A 16,790-nucleotide genomic window follows, 5' to 3' on the forward strand; every position below is an offset into this window, starting at 1 on the left:
ATTCAGGAGATACAGGATTAATCGTAGACTAAATCACCATCTTCATAGCGTGTTTTCACTTCACACACCATAAGAGCTGCACGTTGACCAATTGCAACGTGGCGATTTGGAAAGACAACGGCTTCGTTATCGTTCTTCGCCATCAAAGGTTTGTCACCATCGTGACCAAACACTTCTCCGTGCACAAAAGAGGTAAAATTCTCGACATTGTCATCAAACATAAAATCGAAGTCTTCGTGTAAACGCACGATTGTACGGCTAACCCGGTACTTGATGCATGGTTTAGACAAATGCTCCGCTTCCGCCTCTGCAATTAGGTTACGCAATGACAAATCAAATGCCGTTAGTTTGTCTAAATCATTTTCACCGATTCGAGCCACGCGGCCCAATTCCATCGTTAAGGCTTGGACACCATAGTTTTCTGCACTGAACCAACTGAATGTGCTAGTTGGCGAGTTGGACAGCAGCACCGCTTCAATATGTGCGCTGTCGAGAAAATCAATCAAAGCTTTACTACGAACAGGATGACGCGTTTTCGGACTCACAGCAAAAGTGTAATGTTTTGAGTCACGGATCGCACAGTGTAAGTCTAAGTGCCAACGTGTGTCCTTCGCCGTACCTTGATAAAAATCTCTGACTAATTGCTTTAAGGTGTAGGCAATCGCAAGCTCTTTGGTCTGCTCGTGCTCTTTCTCATCAAACAATCTGTTGAGGTTTTCTTCTAAAAATCGCGTATGCGCCAGCGTCGATTCTGGGTGAGCGATGATGAAAAGACAGCGACACTCGACTCGCTGAAAACCAGATTCAATATCTTTAATGATTGAATCCACCAGTTCCATTGGTGCGGTTTCATCTCCGTGAACACCACAAGAGATAATAACGTTCTTGGTTGCCTGAGTGTATTCATCAGGAATTACCTCTAAAACACCACGTTGATAGAGTTTAAGTTTTACACCGTTAGACAGCACCAACTCCGCAACCGTGACATCAGTTTGAACATCTAACGTGTCGGTTAAAAACGATTGGCGAAAAAGAGACTTCGTCATGCGTTACTCCTTAGATAGCACGGCGGATATGTTAATAAATTGTACAAAGAATTTTTGTTGATACGATCCCACTTATGAGTAGAAACCACCAAATTTATTTAGATCCCATATCTTGTCGCACCAAATACTCAAATCAAGTATTGAGGCGTTTAATCAAAAATTACAGAGAGTAAGGGCTGTGAACTTTACCACAGCCCTAAAAGAGATCATTATGATTTGATCAACTTTTGCATTTATTCACCACGTTGCGCAAGTAAACGCTCAAATTCATCTACTTTGACACGAACCAGTTCCACACTTTGCTGCCAGAATTCTGCTTGAGTAAGATCCATAGAAAGATGCTTAGCGACAACCTCTTCAGCCATCATGTTGCCAGTATCGCGCAATAGATCAACATAATCACCGTAAAAGCGATCCCCTTTGGCATCTCGTTGAGCGTAGATACCTTTGCTAAACAAGAAACCGAATAGATACGGATAGTTATAGAAACTCACACTTGAGATCGAGAAGTGCAATTTGCTCGCCCAGAAATAAGGGTCAGCTTCGCTCATCACATCACCATACCAGCCTTTCCATGTTGCTGACATCAGTTCACACAACTCATCTGCGGTCAGTTCACCCTCTTGGCGACGCTCATAGAAAGCCTTTTCGAACTCGTAACGAACTGGAATATTGATCATCAGCGCCAGCGCCGAAGAGAGCTCTTCCCACAGCATTTCGAGTTTGTCATCCACACTCTCTGCTTTTGAAATCAGATGATCACGAACGATATTTTCAGCGAAAATCGAGGCAGTTTCTGCCAACGTCATTGGGTAGTACGTTTGACAAAGCGGCAAGTCACGAATCACCCAGTTGTGAAATGCGTGACCAAGCTCATGAGCAAGCGTCATAAGATCTGAGCGACTGCCACTCCACGTCATAAACACAAGCGGTGTACGCGTCGCCGGCAGCTTAGTGCAGTATGCGCCAAGGCGTTTATTGGCATTAGGCGCTGCATCAATCCAGCCATTTTGTACCATCATGCGGACAAACTCCGACATATCTGGGCTTACAGTCTCGAATGCTTCACATATAACGTCAATCGCTTCATCAAACGGGTAGACTTTCGCCTCACCGCTCAAAGCGGGCATTGCAGCAAGGTGATTCCATGGTTTCATCTCATCCAGACCGTGGACCTTCGCCATCAACAAACCGGCTTTTTGACCAATTTCACGGCTGTCTTTCGCTACTTTCATCATGGCATCCAACGTTTCCGCTCTGATTCGGCTGCCATGCAAGCTTGGATCAAGGAAATGGACATCACATTTGGTGGAACGCTTTTTGTTCTCAGTCAGACGCCAACCTGATAGCGCGTTAAGGATAGAAGCAAAAGACTCTTGATGTGTTGCCATCGCCTTTTGAACACCACGCCACGCAGCTTCTTGACGTTCGAATTCAGAGCCATAGAGAAGACTTGCTGCTTGCGAGAAGCCAAGCGCTTCACTCTTGCCATCAGCATAGTCGAGCTTTACTTTCAAAGAGCCAGTGAGGTTATTGTATAACTTACCCCACGCAGATTTCCCATCCACGCTCATTGCCGCTAATAATTTTTCTTCTTCGGTGCTTAAGCGTGTATCAGCAAGCTTACGTGAATTAAGGATAGAAAACGCCTGACCACAGATGTCTGGATTTTCATGATCCAAAACACGAGTAATGAACTCTTCGTCAGCGTGAGTCAGTTTAAGCTCAAAGGCGCTGTAAGCTTGAGAAAGCTCGGAGAAGATGCGCGTCATACGACCAAGCAGTGCTTTCGCCTCTGTATTTGTCGCATCTACTGACGCGTAACAGTTTGCGAAGTTAGCAATAGTGCCAGCCAACCGACTTGCCGCTTCACTGGTTAAAATTGCGTTTTGCATCACTTCAACAGAGTTGCAGTCGGCAGACTGTTTATTGAGTAGATCAATGCATTGTTCCACAAGGGCAATGTCATCTTGAATACGAAAGTCAGCAAGATCGTTATAAACGATGGATAAGTCCCAGCTAGGAGCAGTCATTTATGGTTCCTTTTGATATAATCAGGCCGACGCTTTTCACCTTGAGAATCTATCGAGATCCGAGCGTAGGCACTTCCGTGGTGCATTTTTAAGTGATGATGAATCTATCGAGCAAACTGAGGGACTACCTGCTCATTCAATATTAGTTATAGGTATCATCACTAATATTGAATATCGCCGTTCGCTTCGCCACTCTACACCCAAAATGCGCCCAACCTACGCACAATAATCGAGCAAGACGTGGCCAATTATCGTTCTAATGACTCCACCATGCACGATAGTTAGTAAGTTGTCATCGACAAAATTAGTGGTCTGAGAACGAACGCAAGATATGGTTAGCTCACCATCCCAGGCAATATTCTGAGCCTCTCTGTATTAATTTCATCTAATTTTTTCTTTTTGACTATGACTTTTCTCATTCTGAAAGCAATATTGATAATGGTGTTAGTATTGAGGCTACGTTTGGATACGAGTCACGATAAACCCATACTATATGTGTGTAAATCTACAGCGTTCACTGAAACTCACCACAACTGTCAAAAATTAGATTAAGTATATATTTCAGTATTTTAATTAACAACCATGTCTTCACCAAGATGTTTAAATGATGAATTCTTGTCCACATTGATTTCATTGAGATGAAGCTGGCATACCTAATGCTTACGTTATCTTGTCCCTAATAAGAAAGTGAGAAAACATGTTTGCCAATCAAAGTCGTCGCTATGCGAATAGAGGCAAGCTACCACCCAAGCGTCTACCCAGACGTTTCATTCCTCTTTCATTTTCCTAGTTCAAAAGACCCGTTGTCCCGCGGGTCTTTTCATTTATTGCGAACTGTGTAGAAGTAGACACATCACACATCAAATAAAGGCAACCTGCCTAATACTTAGTTATGCAAATAAGTTACAATATTCTAAGTAACTGTTCCCTAGTAGGAAGAATACAATGAGTAATGATTCAAATGTATGTGTCATAATCGCGGGCGCGACCGGATTAGTGGGTAAAGAAGTCATCCATCAGCTTGTATCGCAGCCTAGTATCCAAACTCTGTATTCCCTCTCTCGTCGCGCAATAACCGACATCGATGACCCTAACCATAAAGTTATCTCATTACTGGATGCTGAACTGACCATTCATGACTGGGATGATCAGCGGCTATCCCCCCATATTGGCTTCATTTGTCTCGGTACAACGTTAAAACAAGCGGGTAGCAAAAATGGGTTAAGAAAAATTGACGTCGAGCTGGTATGTCAAGTTGCTCAACAAATGAAGTTGATTGGTGTTAAGCGACTTGCGGTCGTATCGAGTCTGGGTGCAAAAGCCTCTTCATCGTCCCACTACCTCGCTTGCAAAGGTCAAATGGAGAAAAACATTGAGAAAATAGGTTTTGAAGAACTTGTTTTTGTGAGGCCCGGCCCTCTGATTGGCCAACGCGAAAAAACTCGTTTCGACGAAAAAGTCGTTCAAACTCTTTTCAAGATAATCCGCCCACTTATGTTGGGGAAACTGTCCAATTTAGTGCCTATTCAAGCTCAAAATGTAGCCAAAGCGATGATTTATCAAGTTTTCAGCTACCAAGAAGAACCTGTAGTTCATTTGCATAGAAGGGAAATGCTCGACCTCATCCGGCACTACGACTGAGCCACATCTCAAAAATCACACGTCTCAGCATGACTTATCGAGAGGTGGGTCTCACTTTTATATTCATTTTCGATCTATCTAATACCTGTTTTTCATTTTAAAAGTCAGACTTCGAACGTTATCTTACGCCACAGTTTGTTATCTAAGGTGTAAAAACAATCAGCATTTTGGGCTGATTGATAAGGTAAAATTATGAATTTTGCAGTGGTTGCCTCTCTCGTGGTGTTTTGCGCCATATTATTGTTTATTTTCAACCAACAACAAAAACAGAACACATTGTCACGCCTTGTGTTAATCGGTTTAGTTGCTGGTTCATTTTTTGGTCTTTCTCTTCAACTGATCCATGGCGAAGGCAACGATGTTATCGCTCAAACACTCGAATGGGTTGGCATCATCGGCAATGGTTATGTCGGGTTGTTAAAAATGGTGATCATGCCGTTGGTATTGGTTTCTATGGTTTCTGCTGTGGTAAAGCTTGAGAACGACGGATCTTTAGGCAAAATTTCTGGTATTACAATTTCAGTTTTATTGCTAACCACTGCGATCGCTGCATTCATTGGTATTCTCGTTACCACTCTATTTGGACTTTCTGTTGAAGGGCTTACTGAGGGTGCTCGAGAAACGGCACGTATTGCCGTGTTGGAGAGCCGCGCAGGAACAGTCAGCGATCTTACGATACCTCAGATGTTGGTCAGTTTTATTCCAACTAACCCGTTTGCGGATCTCACTGGCGCTCGCTCGACTTCCATTATTGCTGTAGTTATTTTTGGCGTTTTGGTTGGCATCGCTGCGCGAAAAGTGATGACCGAAAAGGAAGAGCTAGAATCGCCAATTCGCGCTTTTGTCGAAGCCGCTCAATCTATCGTGATGCGTCTGGTTAAAATGATCATGGCACTAACCCCTTACGGCATTGCCGCACTTATGGCAAAAGTCGTCGCGACCTCTAGTACCAGTGACATACTTAACCTATTGGGATTCATCGTCGCTTCTTACGTTGCGATTGCGCTAATGTTCCTCGTGCATGGTTTGCTTGTTTCTTTTGTTGGCGTCAGCCCAATGGAATACTTCAAAAAGATTTGGCCTGTGCTGACGTTTGCTTTCACCTCACGCAGTTCAGCTGCATCCATTCCATTAAATGTCGAAGCACAAATCACCAAGCTAAACGTACCACCAGCAATTGCTAACTTATCAGCAACATTCGGAGCGACCATAGGTCAAAACGGTTGTGCTGGTATCTACCCAGCAATGCTTGCAGTAATGGTAGCGCCAACAATGGGTATCGACCCTCTAGACATCAACTTTATTCTGTCACTGATTGCCATCATCACGATCAGCTCATTCGGCATAGCAGGTATTGGTGGCGGTGCAACTTTTGCGGCTTTGATTGTGCTGCCTGCGATGGGTTTACCTGTCACAATCGCTGCACTGCTTATCTCTATTGAACCACTGATTGACATGGCTCGAACTGCACTGAATGTTTCTGGCGCGATGACAGCCGGCACTATTACCAGCCGCGTGATGAGTAAAGCCAACGAAGAGGTGGTGCTGGAGGAACAAAAAGCATAGACACTTCCCAATAGCCCACTTTCTTACTAAGCCGATGTTACACCATCGGCTTTTTTACACTTTGAGCTTTACTGATGTTCGAGGAAACAATAAGTTTCTCACTTTCCGACACTTATCAATCTTGTAGTGTCTTAGAGTTACAGTCGACTTTCCAAAAGCAATTGTTATGATATAACATTACACAAAGATAGAATCAGAGGTTATATCATGCCTTCAACTTTACCCGCCCCCAATTTAACCGGTATTCTTCAAAACGAACATCTTCCCTCATCTTTCAGATCAAGAAATGAACCTACGGTGTTAGCGGAAATTTATCAGGAGGAAGTTAATATTACCGTCTGGCAGCGACAATTTGACCAAGCACTCGTTGAAGCTACCAATCAGTTCATTTCCTCCAACCCTAGCTTTAACAAATCGCTGGATGTTTCTCCAGAAAATACCTACGAAGCGTTACAATACGCTACTGACGGAAGCACACCAGAAATACTATTGAGAAATATCGCAGACCTGGTTGATATGTTTTGTTATTTGTTCGAACTAAAAAGTGCGGGATTACGCCTCGCAACACTGACTAGCCCAATGTGCCCACGCTTTCACGTTGATCAAGTACCTTGCCGGTTGGTTACTACCTACCACGGAACAGCGACACAATGGCTAACAAACGATACCATCGACCGCTCTAAACTTGGGCGAGGTAGCAATGGAATGTCTGATGCAGAATCAGGACTTTACAAGCAAGACTCTGACATCCAGCGCCTTTCTGTCGGTGACGTGGCTCTACTTAAAGGGGAACGCTGGATTGGCAATGAAAATAAAGGTTTAGTACACCGCTCACCGCACCTCAGTTCCGATGAAACTCGTTTGTTACTCACCCTCGACTTTGGCTAATAAAAACCAGTTATCGCTCAGAAATCAATCGAACACAAAGTATCAAGCCGAAGATTTCTCTTCGGCTTTTTCAATTTCACAATATCACCACGCATCTTTCGTTGCGAGTCAAAGCATTGAATGGTCTAATACTTCAATAGGTTCCGTAGACGGTAAACAGAATGCACCCAGATAATCAGCCCACTTTTTTCTTTTTTGATTACGAGACTTGGGGAACAAACCCAGCTAAAGATCGACCGAGCCAATTCGCCGGTGTTCGCACTGACGAAAACTTCAATATCATCGGTGAGCCTTTGGTGATGTATTGTCGCCCTCCTGCTGATTACCTTCCTTCACCAGAAGCCGCTTTGATCACTGGTATTACACCACAAAAAGCGATGCAAGAAGGCTTATCTGAACCCGAATTTATCGCCAAGATCCACGCTGAACTTTCCAAGCCAAATACGACTAGCCTCGGCTACAATAGTATTCGATTCGATGATGAAGTTACTCGTTACACCTGCTACCGTAACTTTATTGACCCGTACGCATGGAGCTGGCAAAACGGCAACTCTCGTTGGGATTTGCTTGATGTAATGCGTGCTTGTCATGCCCTTCGTCCAGAAGGCGTTGAGTGGCCAGAAAATGATGAAGGCTTTACGAGCTTCAAACTTGAGCATTTATCTGTTGCTAACGGTATTGAACACAGTAACGCCCACGATGCAATGGCAGATGTGATTGCAACGATTGAAATGGCAAAAAAAGTAAAGGCAGCACAACCTAAGCTGTTCGATTACTTCTTCTCTATGCGTAACAAGCGAAAACTGAACGAGTTGGTTGATATCGTTAACATGACGCCATTGATGCACGTATCAGGTATGTTGGGTCGCGAATGCCAATACACCAGTTGGATTGTCCCTGTCGCTTGGCACCCAACCAACAATAATGCTGTAATTACGATCGATTTGGCCAAAGATCCTCAACCGCTCCTAGAGCTTTCAGCAGAAAAATTGCAAGAACGTTTATACACAAAGCGTGAAGAACTGGGCGACCTATTGCCAATACCAGTCAAGCTCATCCATCTGAACAAATGCCCTATTCTTGCACCTGCAAAAACGCTCACAGCGGAAAATGCAGAAATTATTGGCATTGACCGCCAGAAATGTTTAAACAATTTAGCATTGCTACGTCAGCATCCAGAGATCCGTGAAAAGCTAATTGGTCTATTCTCTATTGAACGTGAATTTCAAAAGAGCGACGACGTGGATACGCAGCTTTACGAAGGTTTCTTTTCTCCAGCAGATCGCGCAGCGATGGACATCATTCGCGAAACGGATGCCCACAACCTGGCGGCGCTTGATATAGAGTTTGATGACAAACGCATTAAGCCATTGTTATTCCGATACCGTGCTCGACACTATGCGGGCACCTTGGATGAACAAGAACAAAGGCGCTGGGAGCAACATTGTCGTGAAGTTTTCGAAGGCCAAATTGAAGAATATATGCTGAATTTAGAAAACTTAGTTCACGAACATGAAAGTGACGAAAAAAAGATAGCATTACTAAAATCCGTTTATCGTTACGTTGAGAGCCTAGCCTCCTAATTTCTTACCTTATTCAAGCGCACCTCTGAGTGTGCTTGAAATTTTATGTGCTACCAAAATGATAAAAGAACGATTACTACAGCTGGTTCATTTACTTGTTTCCCTAGTCCTGATCATGGGAGCACTAGGCATCGGTAATACTATTCAAAACTTCACTGGTATTTCTGTTCCTGGAAGTGTCATTGGTATGCTTGTGCTGTTTTTATCTATGATCCTTGGATTGGTAAAAGTCGAATGGGTTAAGCCCGGAGCAACGCTTTTCATTCGTTATATGATCTTATTATTCGTTCCAATCAGTGTCGGTTTGATGCAGCACTTCGATATGTTAATGGCGAATGCACTCCCCATTGTCGCGAGTGCAGTAGGTGGCTCACTGATCGTATTGGTCAGCTTGGCTTGGTTCTTAGATTACTTACTAAAGGAGAAGCACTAATATGTGGTTAATTGTCACTATTGTGGTTTTCCTTGCCGCTCGTCAAATCGCCGTAAAGATCAACAACCCTATCGCAAACCCGCTTCTTATTAGCATTGCTGTATTGATCCCTTTGTTGACCTTTTTAAAGGTACCTTTTGAAACCTACTACGCCGACAACGAGTATATAAGCTTCTTACTGCAACCTGCTGTTGTCGCACTCGCGTACCCTTTGTATGAGCAACTACCACAGATAAAGGCAAACTGGCGTATTATTGCCCTAGCGTGCTCTCTGGGTAGCGTCATGTCAATGCTCACGACGACACTCATTGCCGTAGCTTTCAAGGCTGATATAAGCCTGATCGCAAGTTTAATGGGGAAATCAGTCACGACGCCCATCGCTATGGAAATTTCCAGCCATCTGGGCGGTGAGGCCGCGGTCGCTGCGATACTCGTACTTATTGTAGGCTTATTTGGTGCAATTTTAGCTTATCCGATCTTTAACCTTGTTGGCATCAAGCACCCTATCGCTCGCGGTTTGACAATGGGAACAGTTTCGCACGCACTCGGCACGGCAACATGCGCAGAGAAACAGCCCGGAGATGCCGCTTTTTCGTCCCTCGCTTTAGTGCTTTGCGGCATCATCACGTCTATTCTTGCACCAAGCTTCTTCGCTCTGGCTGTTTGGCTATATCAATAACGGCTCGCTCACTTTTTAAGTGAGCGGACTCCGTCTCTTCCTGCGACACTTTTAATGTGAATATATACTAGTATGGTTGTTAGTGAGACTGAGTTAACGTTAAATCATAGTGAAATCGAATACATGTGTGACCGCACTCTAAATATGTAACGTGTAATGTTTTTGCATTAATTTACGTGATCTGACGCACGGAAGATTTCTGCCTTTCACCTAGAATAACTGTCCATGCAATAACAAGGATTCGACATGAAAAGTCGCATTGAACAGGCGCTAGCAAGCGCTCCAGAAGCACTTTCAACACATCTTGCTCCTATCGTTTTAGCTGACGATTTTGATGCCACTCTTTCTGAACAACAGTTTGACGAGCTATTGTGCGCGACCAATCTTTCAGACAAAGCGCTTCGTGTTGCTCTGCTCCCTTTCGCCGCCGCGTTTTCTTACGCTTCTATTTCTGAATTTTATGTAGGTGCGATCGTTCGCGGCCTTACTGGCCGTCTTTACTTTGGCGCGAACATGGAATTTTTCGGTGTTCAGCTAGGTCAAACCGTTCATGCCGAACAATGCGCCATTAGCCACGCGTGGATGAAAGGCGAACATGGTGTGAAAGACATCACCATTAACTACAGTCCTTGTGGTCACTGTCGCCAGTTCATGAACGAGCTAAGCACGGCAAAAGAATTAAAGATCCAATTACCAGAGCGGGAAGAGCAATCACTCCACCACTACCTCCCAGAAGCGTTCGGTCCTGCGGACTTGGGCATTGAGTCTGGCCTTATGACAGAAGTGAAGCACGAATTCGTTTGTGATGAGGACGATACTCTTATCCAAGCAGCTATCAATGCGATGAATATCAGCCACGCCCCTTACACCAACAACTTGAGCGGTATCGCTCTTGAGATGAACAATGGCCGTGTATTCCATGGCGCTTATGCAGAGAACGCGGCATTCAACCCTAGTCTTCCACCACTTCAGGTCGCATTAATTCAAATCCTGATGGCTGGCGAGCAATTTGATAACATTAAAGCCGCAGCATTGGTCGAAAATTCGCAAGGAAAGATCAGCCATCTCGCAGATACTCAATCAACGCTTGAAACACTCAACCCTGACATTCCAGTAAGCTTTGTGAACGTTTAATTGATAAACCGTTTTAAAAAGAGCCTCAAAGGGCTCTTTTTCTTTATAACGAGTAACAACAAGCTTGCGTTACAGCAACTCAGTGAGTCGATTTGCTGCGTTTTCCAACGCCAAATTTACAACCTTAGTGATTTCAGGGTATTGGTTTTCTGGATCATCCCAATCGACATCTTCCGGTAATAGTACTTCTTCTAAAATTCGGTGCTCCATAACGATCTTATTGTTACTTAGATCAACGAGTGTGACTTCGGCGTTAACATAGCCACGAGGTGATGAAAGTGGAACAAATCCGTAGTAGTTACGCAGCGTGCCAGCAGCCATAGTTTGGATAACAAGTAGATGTGTCGCTTGGTACTGTTGCTTAACGGCAGAAACATCGTAATTGAAATAACCTTTTTTGCGTTGGTCTCTCGGCAATTTATGTTCGTCCGTCGCCTCATAATATTCTGGGAGAATCACACTGCGACTACCACGACTCTCTATCAACTCCGCGACCTTGCTTTTACTTACTTCGAACTTATCATGCTTCAGTGATTGAATATGAGATTCAACACTATCAGTCACTATCTCATTGATTGCCATATCTAGTAGCCCCTGACCGCCAGAGCGATGCGCATACATTTCTGGTGGCTGAACAAACGCAACGACGATATTTTTATCTTCGCCCGTTTGCCAAAAGTTAGGTGGAATCTCCATGGCTTTTTTAGACACACAGCCAGACAAAAGCATCACCGCGATAGCACAACCAATTATTCTTATGTATTTCATTATATTACGACCTCTTTCTAATTAGAACAGTGAATCTATCACGACTTAATACATTCTCAAGATGAATGGTTATAAATTGCAGTTGATTGCATATAAATCATACAAATGGCAGCGCGGACCAGTAGGCAAACGTTTGCATTGCACTTCGATTTCAGTATGATTCTCCAAGTTCAGTTACATCACTTTATTTTGTAAGGGAAAACTATGTTTGGCACGGCAACTAGCACTCATGCTACCCGCGTATTACTTTTGGGGTCTGGTGAACTTGGTAAAGAAGTGGCTATTGAATGTCAGCGCCTTGGTTTGGAAGTAATAGCATGTGACCGTTATGCTGATGCACCTGCTATGCAAGTGGCACACCGCAGCTACGTCATCGACATGCTTGATGCTCAAGCGCTAGAAGAGATCATCGCTAAAGAACAACCTGCTTATGTGGTGCCAGAAATTGAAGCCATCGCGACTGATAAGTTGGTTGAGTTAGAAAGGCAAGGCTTGAACGTAGTCCCTACGGCAAAAGCGACAAAACTAACGATGAACCGTGAGGGTATTCGAAGGCTCGCAGCTGAAGAGCTAGGCCTAACAACCTCCCCATATCAGTTTGCTGATAACTTCAAAGACTTTAAAGCGGCAGTTGAGCATGTAGGTATCCCATGCGTGGTTAAGCCTGTCATGAGCTCGTCTGGCAAAGGCCAAAGCGTCATTAAAACAGAAGCAGATATCCAAATAGCATGGGATTACGCGCAACAAGGTGGCCGCACAGGTGCTGGACGGGTCATCGTTGAAGGCTTTATTGACTTCGACTACGAAATCACACTGCTAACGGTGCGCGCGATTGATGGCGTCCATTTTTGTGCCCCAATCGGACACCGCCAAGAAGATGGAGATTATCGTGAATCGTGGCAGCCGCAAGCAATGTCAGACAGCGCCATCAACGCCGCTGAATATGCGGCAGAAAAAGTCGTTAACGCGTTAGGTGGCTACGGTATTTTTGGTGTGGAGCTATTTGTTAAAGGTGACAAGGTCATTTTTAACGAAGTCTCCCCACGCCCGCACGATACTGGCATGGTAACTATGATTTCTCAAGAAATGTCTGAATTTGCACTCCATGTTCGAGCGTTTACTGGCATGCCGATTGGTCACATCACTCAGTATGGACCATCGGCCTCAGCCGTCATTTTAGGACAAGGTAAATCAAACGATATCCGCTTTGACAACATTGTTAAAGCACTGGCCCAACCACAAACTCAAGTACGCTTGTTTGCTAAGCCTTATATAGACGGTCGTCGTCGCTTGGGTGTTGTTTTAACACGACGTAAAACTATTGAAGGTTCGATACAAGATGCAGTGAATAATGCATCTAAAATACAGATCGTTTACTGATAGAACACAAGCGCAGCTCAATTGGCTGCGCTTTTCCTTTTTTAAGTACGATAATTACTCACTCTCTATTAAGTACACTTCTTCACAAAATCGACTGAGCCCTTTCTTAGCGATTTTCGGGTGATTTTCGTCGGCTCGGTCAACGTTCAAGCAAGTCAGCTTATAACCCTCAAACAACTGTTTTATCTCTTCCACTGGGACGCTGAATGGAGGGCCTGACATCTCGTCCTGCGAATAATTAAGGGTCACAAGTAGAATACGTCCGCCAGGGTTCAACAGTGACTTAATACGAGTTGCATACTCTTCTCGCATTGATTGAGGCAATGCAACGAGCGCCGCGCGGTCATAAATGATATCCGCTTTAGAGACAGGTGCAGTAAAGAAGTCACCAGTGTAAATCGACAACTCATCAAACTGATACAACTCATGCATGCCACTTAACGGCGTGACTGTCGGTGTGTAGAAGTGCTCGGCAAAAAATGCGCGTACAGCGATCAAACTGAGCTCTACACCTTGCACTTGATCGTGTTTCGTCGCTAGCCAAATTAGATCTTCTGACTTACCGCACAAGGGAACCAATACAGTATCTTCACGTCTTGGGTTCGTATGCTGCCAGAATTCAGTTAGTAGTGGATTCACATCATCGAGGTGAAAACCAATTTGGTTACTCGCCCATTTATTATGCCAAAATTCTTGATCTCTCATTTAACTCTACTTGTCTTATCAGCTGGTTGGGGATTCGAGCTCTGCGCTTTTATTTTGGAGACTAAGACTAACGGTTTTTTCAATTTTGTCTATGCTGTTCATCTTTGGTTAATGCAGCAGTGATAATATGGCTATACAGCTTTCATAGTGAAGTTGCAAAATGTGGTTGAGTACGATGGCCTTCTGCAGCATGATTTCGCCATAAGGTTGATTCTCAATCTTGGAATCCATACTAGAGCCCCAATTAGCTGAAGTAGTGCCTGATTTGCAAATCTTAGTGACCTTTCGTTACCCATTTTCTAAGTGTAAGCAAGTTAAGGAGAATGAATGAGCTTATTTCTACGTACTACAGCATTGATGCTTCTAATACTGAGCCGTGCGCCAGCGTTTGCCGCACTTCCAAATGTCCCGAGTAACGAGCAAGAGCGTTCTGCAAGCCAAAATGAAGTTTGCTCAAAATTGTTCAAACACAGCCTTAGTGGTTTGTATGGTATCCAGTCAACCGACTTCGCACCCACTCAGCCTTATGCAGATTTCGAAGAGCTATACAGCAAAGCGCAGCAAGCTCAGTTCGAACTAGAAGGTATCTGTAAAAATGCCGCCCTGCTGACTGGCACCCAGCCTTACTTTGCCGGTATTAAATCTCAACATCGCGCCAAAGAGAAAATTACTCACGAGTTGGATGGCCAAGTAGAACGAATTACAGACTTAGCGCGAGCAACCATAGTTGCAAATGACGTTGCAAGCCTTGTATCCGTTTATGAAGCATTAGAACGCGAAACCACCATTGTCAAAGTGAAAAACCGCTTTAAGAAACCCACGGCATCAGGCTATCGAGACTTAAACCTGCTGGTTCGTCTCCCTAAAACAGGTTTGATTACGGAAGTACAATTACACCTCAAGGCAATTGCTGATGTAAAAAGTGGTCCAGAGCATGACTTATACGAGCAGATCCAAAAGATTGAGCGACAAGCGTTGGTAGAACAACGAAACCTAACCGACATTGAGACCGCATCCATTAGAAAAATGCGTGTTCAATCAAAAAACTTGTACCAAAAAGCGTGGCAACCATACCTCACAACACACATTGAAGCAGCGTAAGTTAGCCAAATGTTGAGAAACCACCAGAGCAATTCAGCGGTTTCTCATTTGTTTTGACACATACAAAAAGACCACGACAAAGCGTGGTCTATTCCATCTAGGATGGCTTACTGGTTTGCTTTTATGTTCTCTACGCGAGCTTTCAATTTCTGGCCCGGGCGAAACGTAACGACGCGTCTAGCCGTTATAGGGATATCTTCACCAGTTTTAGGGTTACGACCAGGCCGTTCGTTTTTGTCGCGAAGGTCAAAATTACCGAAACCTGACAGCTTTACCTGTTCGCCACTTTCTAGTGCCTTACGAATTTCTTCAAAGAACACTTCCACCGTTTCCTTGGCGTCCCGTTTACTAAATCCCAATTTATCAAACAGGTCTTCTGCAAGTTCGGCTTTTGTGAGCGCCATAAAACTTTCCTCAAAGCTATGTTAAACAATGCTACATAAAATGTGTGTAGCTCTAGAGCAGTTTTACCCTACCAATTCAACAACATATCGGGGTTACAATTGGAAGTGTATGCCAAGCTTATGATTTTCGCCAACTTTTTTACTTGCTAATATACCGAATACTTTACCATCGAAGTTTTTTAACCCCGAAATTACCACATTTTACTTTAATTAAACCTGAGGCAAAGAGCTTTACCAGGACGAAAAACCATTTAAAAACACAAAATCAATATTTAAAACTATTTAACAAAAAAATCAGGTACCGTATTTTTTACCAGCTTCTGACATGAAACTTCTCATCTTTTCAGTGGCTTGAGTCACTAGGTTAACAGTTTGTACTGGCTTCAGGGGTTGCTATTTTACTCTGTTTTTTCTATGCCAACTGAGAATAGAACTTGAATAAAGACCAAATTCCCTACGCTATGCCATGACGATGAACAAAAAAATTGATACTGTTTGCATATCCTTTCCCAGCACAAATTAGCAACATGCTTCTCCAAGTCGTCAGCATTTTATTCCCGGTTTTTGCCTTGGTCTTTGTTGGCTATCTAGTTGGTCGTTATGTCAAACCTGACTTCCCCCCAATAAATCGTATCAATATGGATATCTTCACGCCAGCACTTGTATTTTCATCGCTGGTCAGTATGCCGATCAATATGGGCCAAGTTCCTCTTTTGCTCGCGGCTATTTTTGCTGTCGTCATACCCGGTGTTGTAATGGTGCCAATTGCAAAACTGAGCGGGCTTTCCTTTAAAACATGGGCGCCACCACACATGTTTAGAAATAGCGGCAACCTCGCAATCCCATTGTTCACCTATTCTTTCGGCGATTCTGCTCTCCCCGCTGCTGTGTTGTTGTTTGTCGTTTCTTCTTGTTTACACATCAGTTTAGGTGTCGCTCTTCTAAGTAACGGCAACCCACTCAAGCAAATCGTTAAAATGCCTATTTTCTTGTCCGCTGCACTCGCATTGGCGATTAACCTATCTGGAATGGGTTTTTGGGGCCCTTTATATGACGCGACAGCATTACTTGGCCAAGCTGCGGTACCCGTTATGCTGCTCTCTTTAGGTGCGCAAATGTTGAATCTAAGGCTTGAGGGACTGAAGGTTGGTCTTATGTGTACGCTACAATCGCTTGTGACGGGCGCAATCTCGTTTGCGATTATCTATTGGGTCATTCCTTTACCAACAATGCAACTACAAATGATGGTGTTATTTACTATGCTGCCACCAGCGGTAATGAATTATTTGTTTGCAGAGCGTTTGAACATTGAACCAATGACTGTCGCTTCCATGGTTCTGTTTGGGAATTTTTTCAGCATAATCACGCTACCTTTGTTGCTGATGTTTACAATATCACTCTCTTAACTGCTTCTTAAGATTACAGAACA

Annotated in this window: 16 protein-coding genes; 10 read left to right on the forward strand and 6 right to left on the reverse strand. The window is 43.9% G+C overall.

All coding sequences use genetic code 11. The features are described from left to right. Window positions 1-17: 17 nt before the first annotated feature. Both AND4_RS04445 and AND4_RS04450 read right to left on the reverse strand, forming a co-directional pair. Entirely contained in the window at window positions 18-1,046 is a 1,029-nt protein-coding gene (locus AND4_RS04445; RefSeq protein WP_009841709.1) for a succinylglutamate desuccinylase, read from the reverse strand. 233 nt (window positions 1,047-1,279) lie between these two features. After that, window positions 1,280-3,079 (reverse strand): M3 family oligoendopeptidase, encoded by a 1,800-nt coding sequence (locus tag AND4_RS04450; protein ID WP_009841710.1) that lies wholly within the window; start codon window positions 3,077-3,079, stop codon window positions 1,280-1,282. A gap of 945 nt (window positions 3,080-4,024) precedes the next feature. Here AND4_RS04450 and AND4_RS04455 point away from each other — a divergent pair. The 7 genes from AND4_RS04455 to cdd all read left to right on the forward strand — a co-directional run bounded on the left by AND4_RS04455 (window position 4,025) and on the right by cdd (window position 11,003). Further along, a complete protein-coding gene (locus AND4_RS04455; protein WP_009841711.1) occupies window positions 4,025-4,720 on the forward strand; it encodes an NAD(P)H-binding protein in 696 nt (231 codons plus the stop codon). Window positions 4,721-4,912: 192 nt separating this feature from the next. After that, the gene (locus AND4_RS04460) at window positions 4,913-6,286 is read left to right on the forward strand and encodes an L-cystine transporter (RefSeq protein WP_009841712.1); all 1,374 of its coding nucleotides are present in this window, start codon (window positions 4,913-4,915) and stop codon (window positions 6,284-6,286) included. Window positions 6,287-6,493: 207 nt separating this feature from the next. After that, a complete protein-coding gene (locus AND4_RS04465) occupies window positions 6,494-7,174 on the forward strand; it encodes a DUF1826 domain-containing protein (RefSeq protein ID WP_043991452.1) in 681 nt (226 codons plus the stop codon). Window positions 7,175-7,335: 161 nt separating this feature from the next. Beyond that, window positions 7,336-8,757 carry an exodeoxyribonuclease I gene (gene sbcB, locus AND4_RS04470; RefSeq protein ID WP_009841714.1) on the forward strand — a complete coding sequence of 474 codons (1,422 nt, stop codon included), beginning with the start codon at window positions 7,336-7,338 and terminating at the stop codon, window positions 8,755-8,757. Between the two features lie 58 nt (window positions 8,758-8,815). Continuing rightward, a complete protein-coding gene (locus tag AND4_RS04475; protein WP_009841715.1) occupies window positions 8,816-9,190 on the forward strand; it encodes a CidA/LrgA family protein in 375 nt (124 codons plus the stop codon). A gap of 1 nt (window position 9,191) precedes the next feature. Then, window positions 9,192-9,869: an LrgB family protein gene (locus tag AND4_RS04480; RefSeq protein ID WP_009841716.1), complete on the forward strand. Its 678-nt coding sequence runs from the start codon at window positions 9,192-9,194 to the stop codon at window positions 9,867-9,869. Between the two features lie 246 nt (window positions 9,870-10,115). Beyond that, window positions 10,116-11,003: a cytidine deaminase gene (gene cdd, locus AND4_RS04485; protein WP_009841717.1), complete on the forward strand. Its 888-nt coding sequence runs from the start codon at window positions 10,116-10,118 to the stop codon at window positions 11,001-11,003. 69 nt (window positions 11,004-11,072) lie between these two features. Here the strand turns inward: cdd and AND4_RS04490 are convergent, their stop codons facing one another. Next, window positions 11,073-11,771: a hypothetical protein gene (locus AND4_RS04490; protein ID WP_009841718.1), complete on the reverse strand. Its 699-nt coding sequence runs from the start codon at window positions 11,769-11,771 to the stop codon at window positions 11,073-11,075. Window positions 11,772-11,975: 204 nt separating this feature from the next. Between AND4_RS04490 and purT the strand changes: the two genes are divergently transcribed. Further along, on the forward strand, window positions 11,976-13,151 hold the full coding sequence (gene purT, locus AND4_RS04495) for a formate-dependent phosphoribosylglycinamide formyltransferase (RefSeq protein WP_009841719.1): 1,176 nt from the start codon (window positions 11,976-11,978) through the stop codon (window positions 13,149-13,151). Window positions 13,152-13,205: 54 nt separating this feature from the next. Here purT and AND4_RS04500 read toward each other — a convergent pair whose 3' ends face one another. Both AND4_RS04500 and AND4_RS20500 read right to left on the reverse strand, forming a co-directional pair. Continuing rightward, a complete protein-coding gene (locus AND4_RS04500) occupies window positions 13,206-13,856 on the reverse strand; it encodes a thiopurine S-methyltransferase (RefSeq protein WP_009841720.1) in 651 nt (216 codons plus the stop codon). Between the two features lie 108 nt (window positions 13,857-13,964). Continuing rightward, complete coding sequence (locus AND4_RS20500; RefSeq protein ID WP_275039045.1) at window positions 13,965-14,087, reverse strand: hypothetical protein; 123 nt, start codon at window positions 14,085-14,087, stop codon at window positions 13,965-13,967. A gap of 96 nt (window positions 14,088-14,183) precedes the next feature. On the opposite strand from AND4_RS20500, the gene AND4_RS04505 reads away from it, so the two are divergent. Further along, window positions 14,184-14,957 carry a RelA/SpoT domain-containing protein gene (locus AND4_RS04505; RefSeq protein ID WP_009841721.1) on the forward strand — a complete coding sequence of 258 codons (774 nt, stop codon included), beginning with the start codon at window positions 14,184-14,186 and terminating at the stop codon, window positions 14,955-14,957. Between the two features lie 107 nt (window positions 14,958-15,064). On the opposite strand, the gene ihfA is transcribed toward AND4_RS04505, so the two are convergent. Continuing rightward, complete coding sequence (gene ihfA / locus AND4_RS04510) at window positions 15,065-15,361, reverse strand: integration host factor subunit alpha (RefSeq protein ID WP_009841722.1); 297 nt, start codon at window positions 15,359-15,361, stop codon at window positions 15,065-15,067. 527 nt (window positions 15,362-15,888) lie between these two features. Here ihfA and AND4_RS04515 point away from each other — a divergent pair. Beyond that, the gene (locus AND4_RS04515; protein ID WP_009841723.1) at window positions 15,889-16,767 is read left to right on the forward strand and encodes an AEC family transporter; all 879 of its coding nucleotides are present in this window, start codon (window positions 15,889-15,891) and stop codon (window positions 16,765-16,767) included. The last annotated feature ends 23 nt before the right edge of the window (window positions 16,768-16,790 follow it).

Origin of the sequence: Vibrio sp. AND4, from assembly GCF_000171815.1 — a bacterium.
Taxonomy (GTDB): domain Bacteria; phylum Pseudomonadota; class Gammaproteobacteria; order Enterobacterales; family Vibrionaceae; genus Vibrio.

Bases quoted from the DNA above. Each gene is read 5' to 3' on its own strand.
- AND4_RS04445 (WP_009841709.1), bottom strand. From the start codon at position 1,046: ATGACGAAGTCTCTTTTTCGCCAATCGTTTTTAACCGACACGTTAGAT.
- AND4_RS04450 (WP_009841710.1), bottom strand. From the start codon at position 3,079: ATGACTGCTCCTAGCTGGGACTTATCCATCGTTTATAACGATCTTGCT.
- AND4_RS04455 (WP_009841711.1), top strand. From the start codon at position 4,025: ATGAGTAATGATTCAAATGTATGTGTCATAATCGCGGGCGCGACCGGA.
- AND4_RS04460 (WP_009841712.1), top strand. From the start codon at position 4,913: ATGAATTTTGCAGTGGTTGCCTCTCTCGTGGTGTTTTGCGCCATATTA.
- AND4_RS04465 (WP_043991452.1), top strand. From the start codon at position 6,494: ATGCCTTCAACTTTACCCGCCCCCAATTTAACCGGTATTCTTCAAAAC.
- sbcB (WP_009841714.1), top strand. From the start codon at position 7,336: ATGCACCCAGATAATCAGCCCACTTTTTTCTTTTTTGATTACGAGACT.
- AND4_RS04475 (WP_009841715.1), top strand. From the start codon at position 8,816: ATGATAAAAGAACGATTACTACAGCTGGTTCATTTACTTGTTTCCCTA.
- AND4_RS04480 (WP_009841716.1), top strand. From the start codon at position 9,192: ATGTGGTTAATTGTCACTATTGTGGTTTTCCTTGCCGCTCGTCAAATC.
- cdd (WP_009841717.1), top strand. From the start codon at position 10,116: ATGAAAAGTCGCATTGAACAGGCGCTAGCAAGCGCTCCAGAAGCACTT.
- AND4_RS04490 (WP_009841718.1), bottom strand. From the start codon at position 11,771: ATGAAATACATAAGAATAATTGGTTGTGCTATCGCGGTGATGCTTTTG.
- purT (WP_009841719.1), top strand. From the start codon at position 11,976: ATGTTTGGCACGGCAACTAGCACTCATGCTACCCGCGTATTACTTTTG.
- AND4_RS04500 (WP_009841720.1), bottom strand. From the start codon at position 13,856: ATGAGAGATCAAGAATTTTGGCATAATAAATGGGCGAGTAACCAAATT.
- AND4_RS20500 (WP_275039045.1), bottom strand. From the start codon at position 14,087: ATGGATTCCAAGATTGAGAATCAACCTTATGGCGAAATCATGCTGCAG.
- AND4_RS04505 (WP_009841721.1), top strand. From the start codon at position 14,184: ATGAGCTTATTTCTACGTACTACAGCATTGATGCTTCTAATACTGAGC.
- ihfA (WP_009841722.1), bottom strand. From the start codon at position 15,361: ATGGCGCTCACAAAAGCCGAACTTGCAGAAGACCTGTTTGATAAATTG.
- AND4_RS04515 (WP_009841723.1), top strand. From the start codon at position 15,889: ATGCTTCTCCAAGTCGTCAGCATTTTATTCCCGGTTTTTGCCTTGGTC.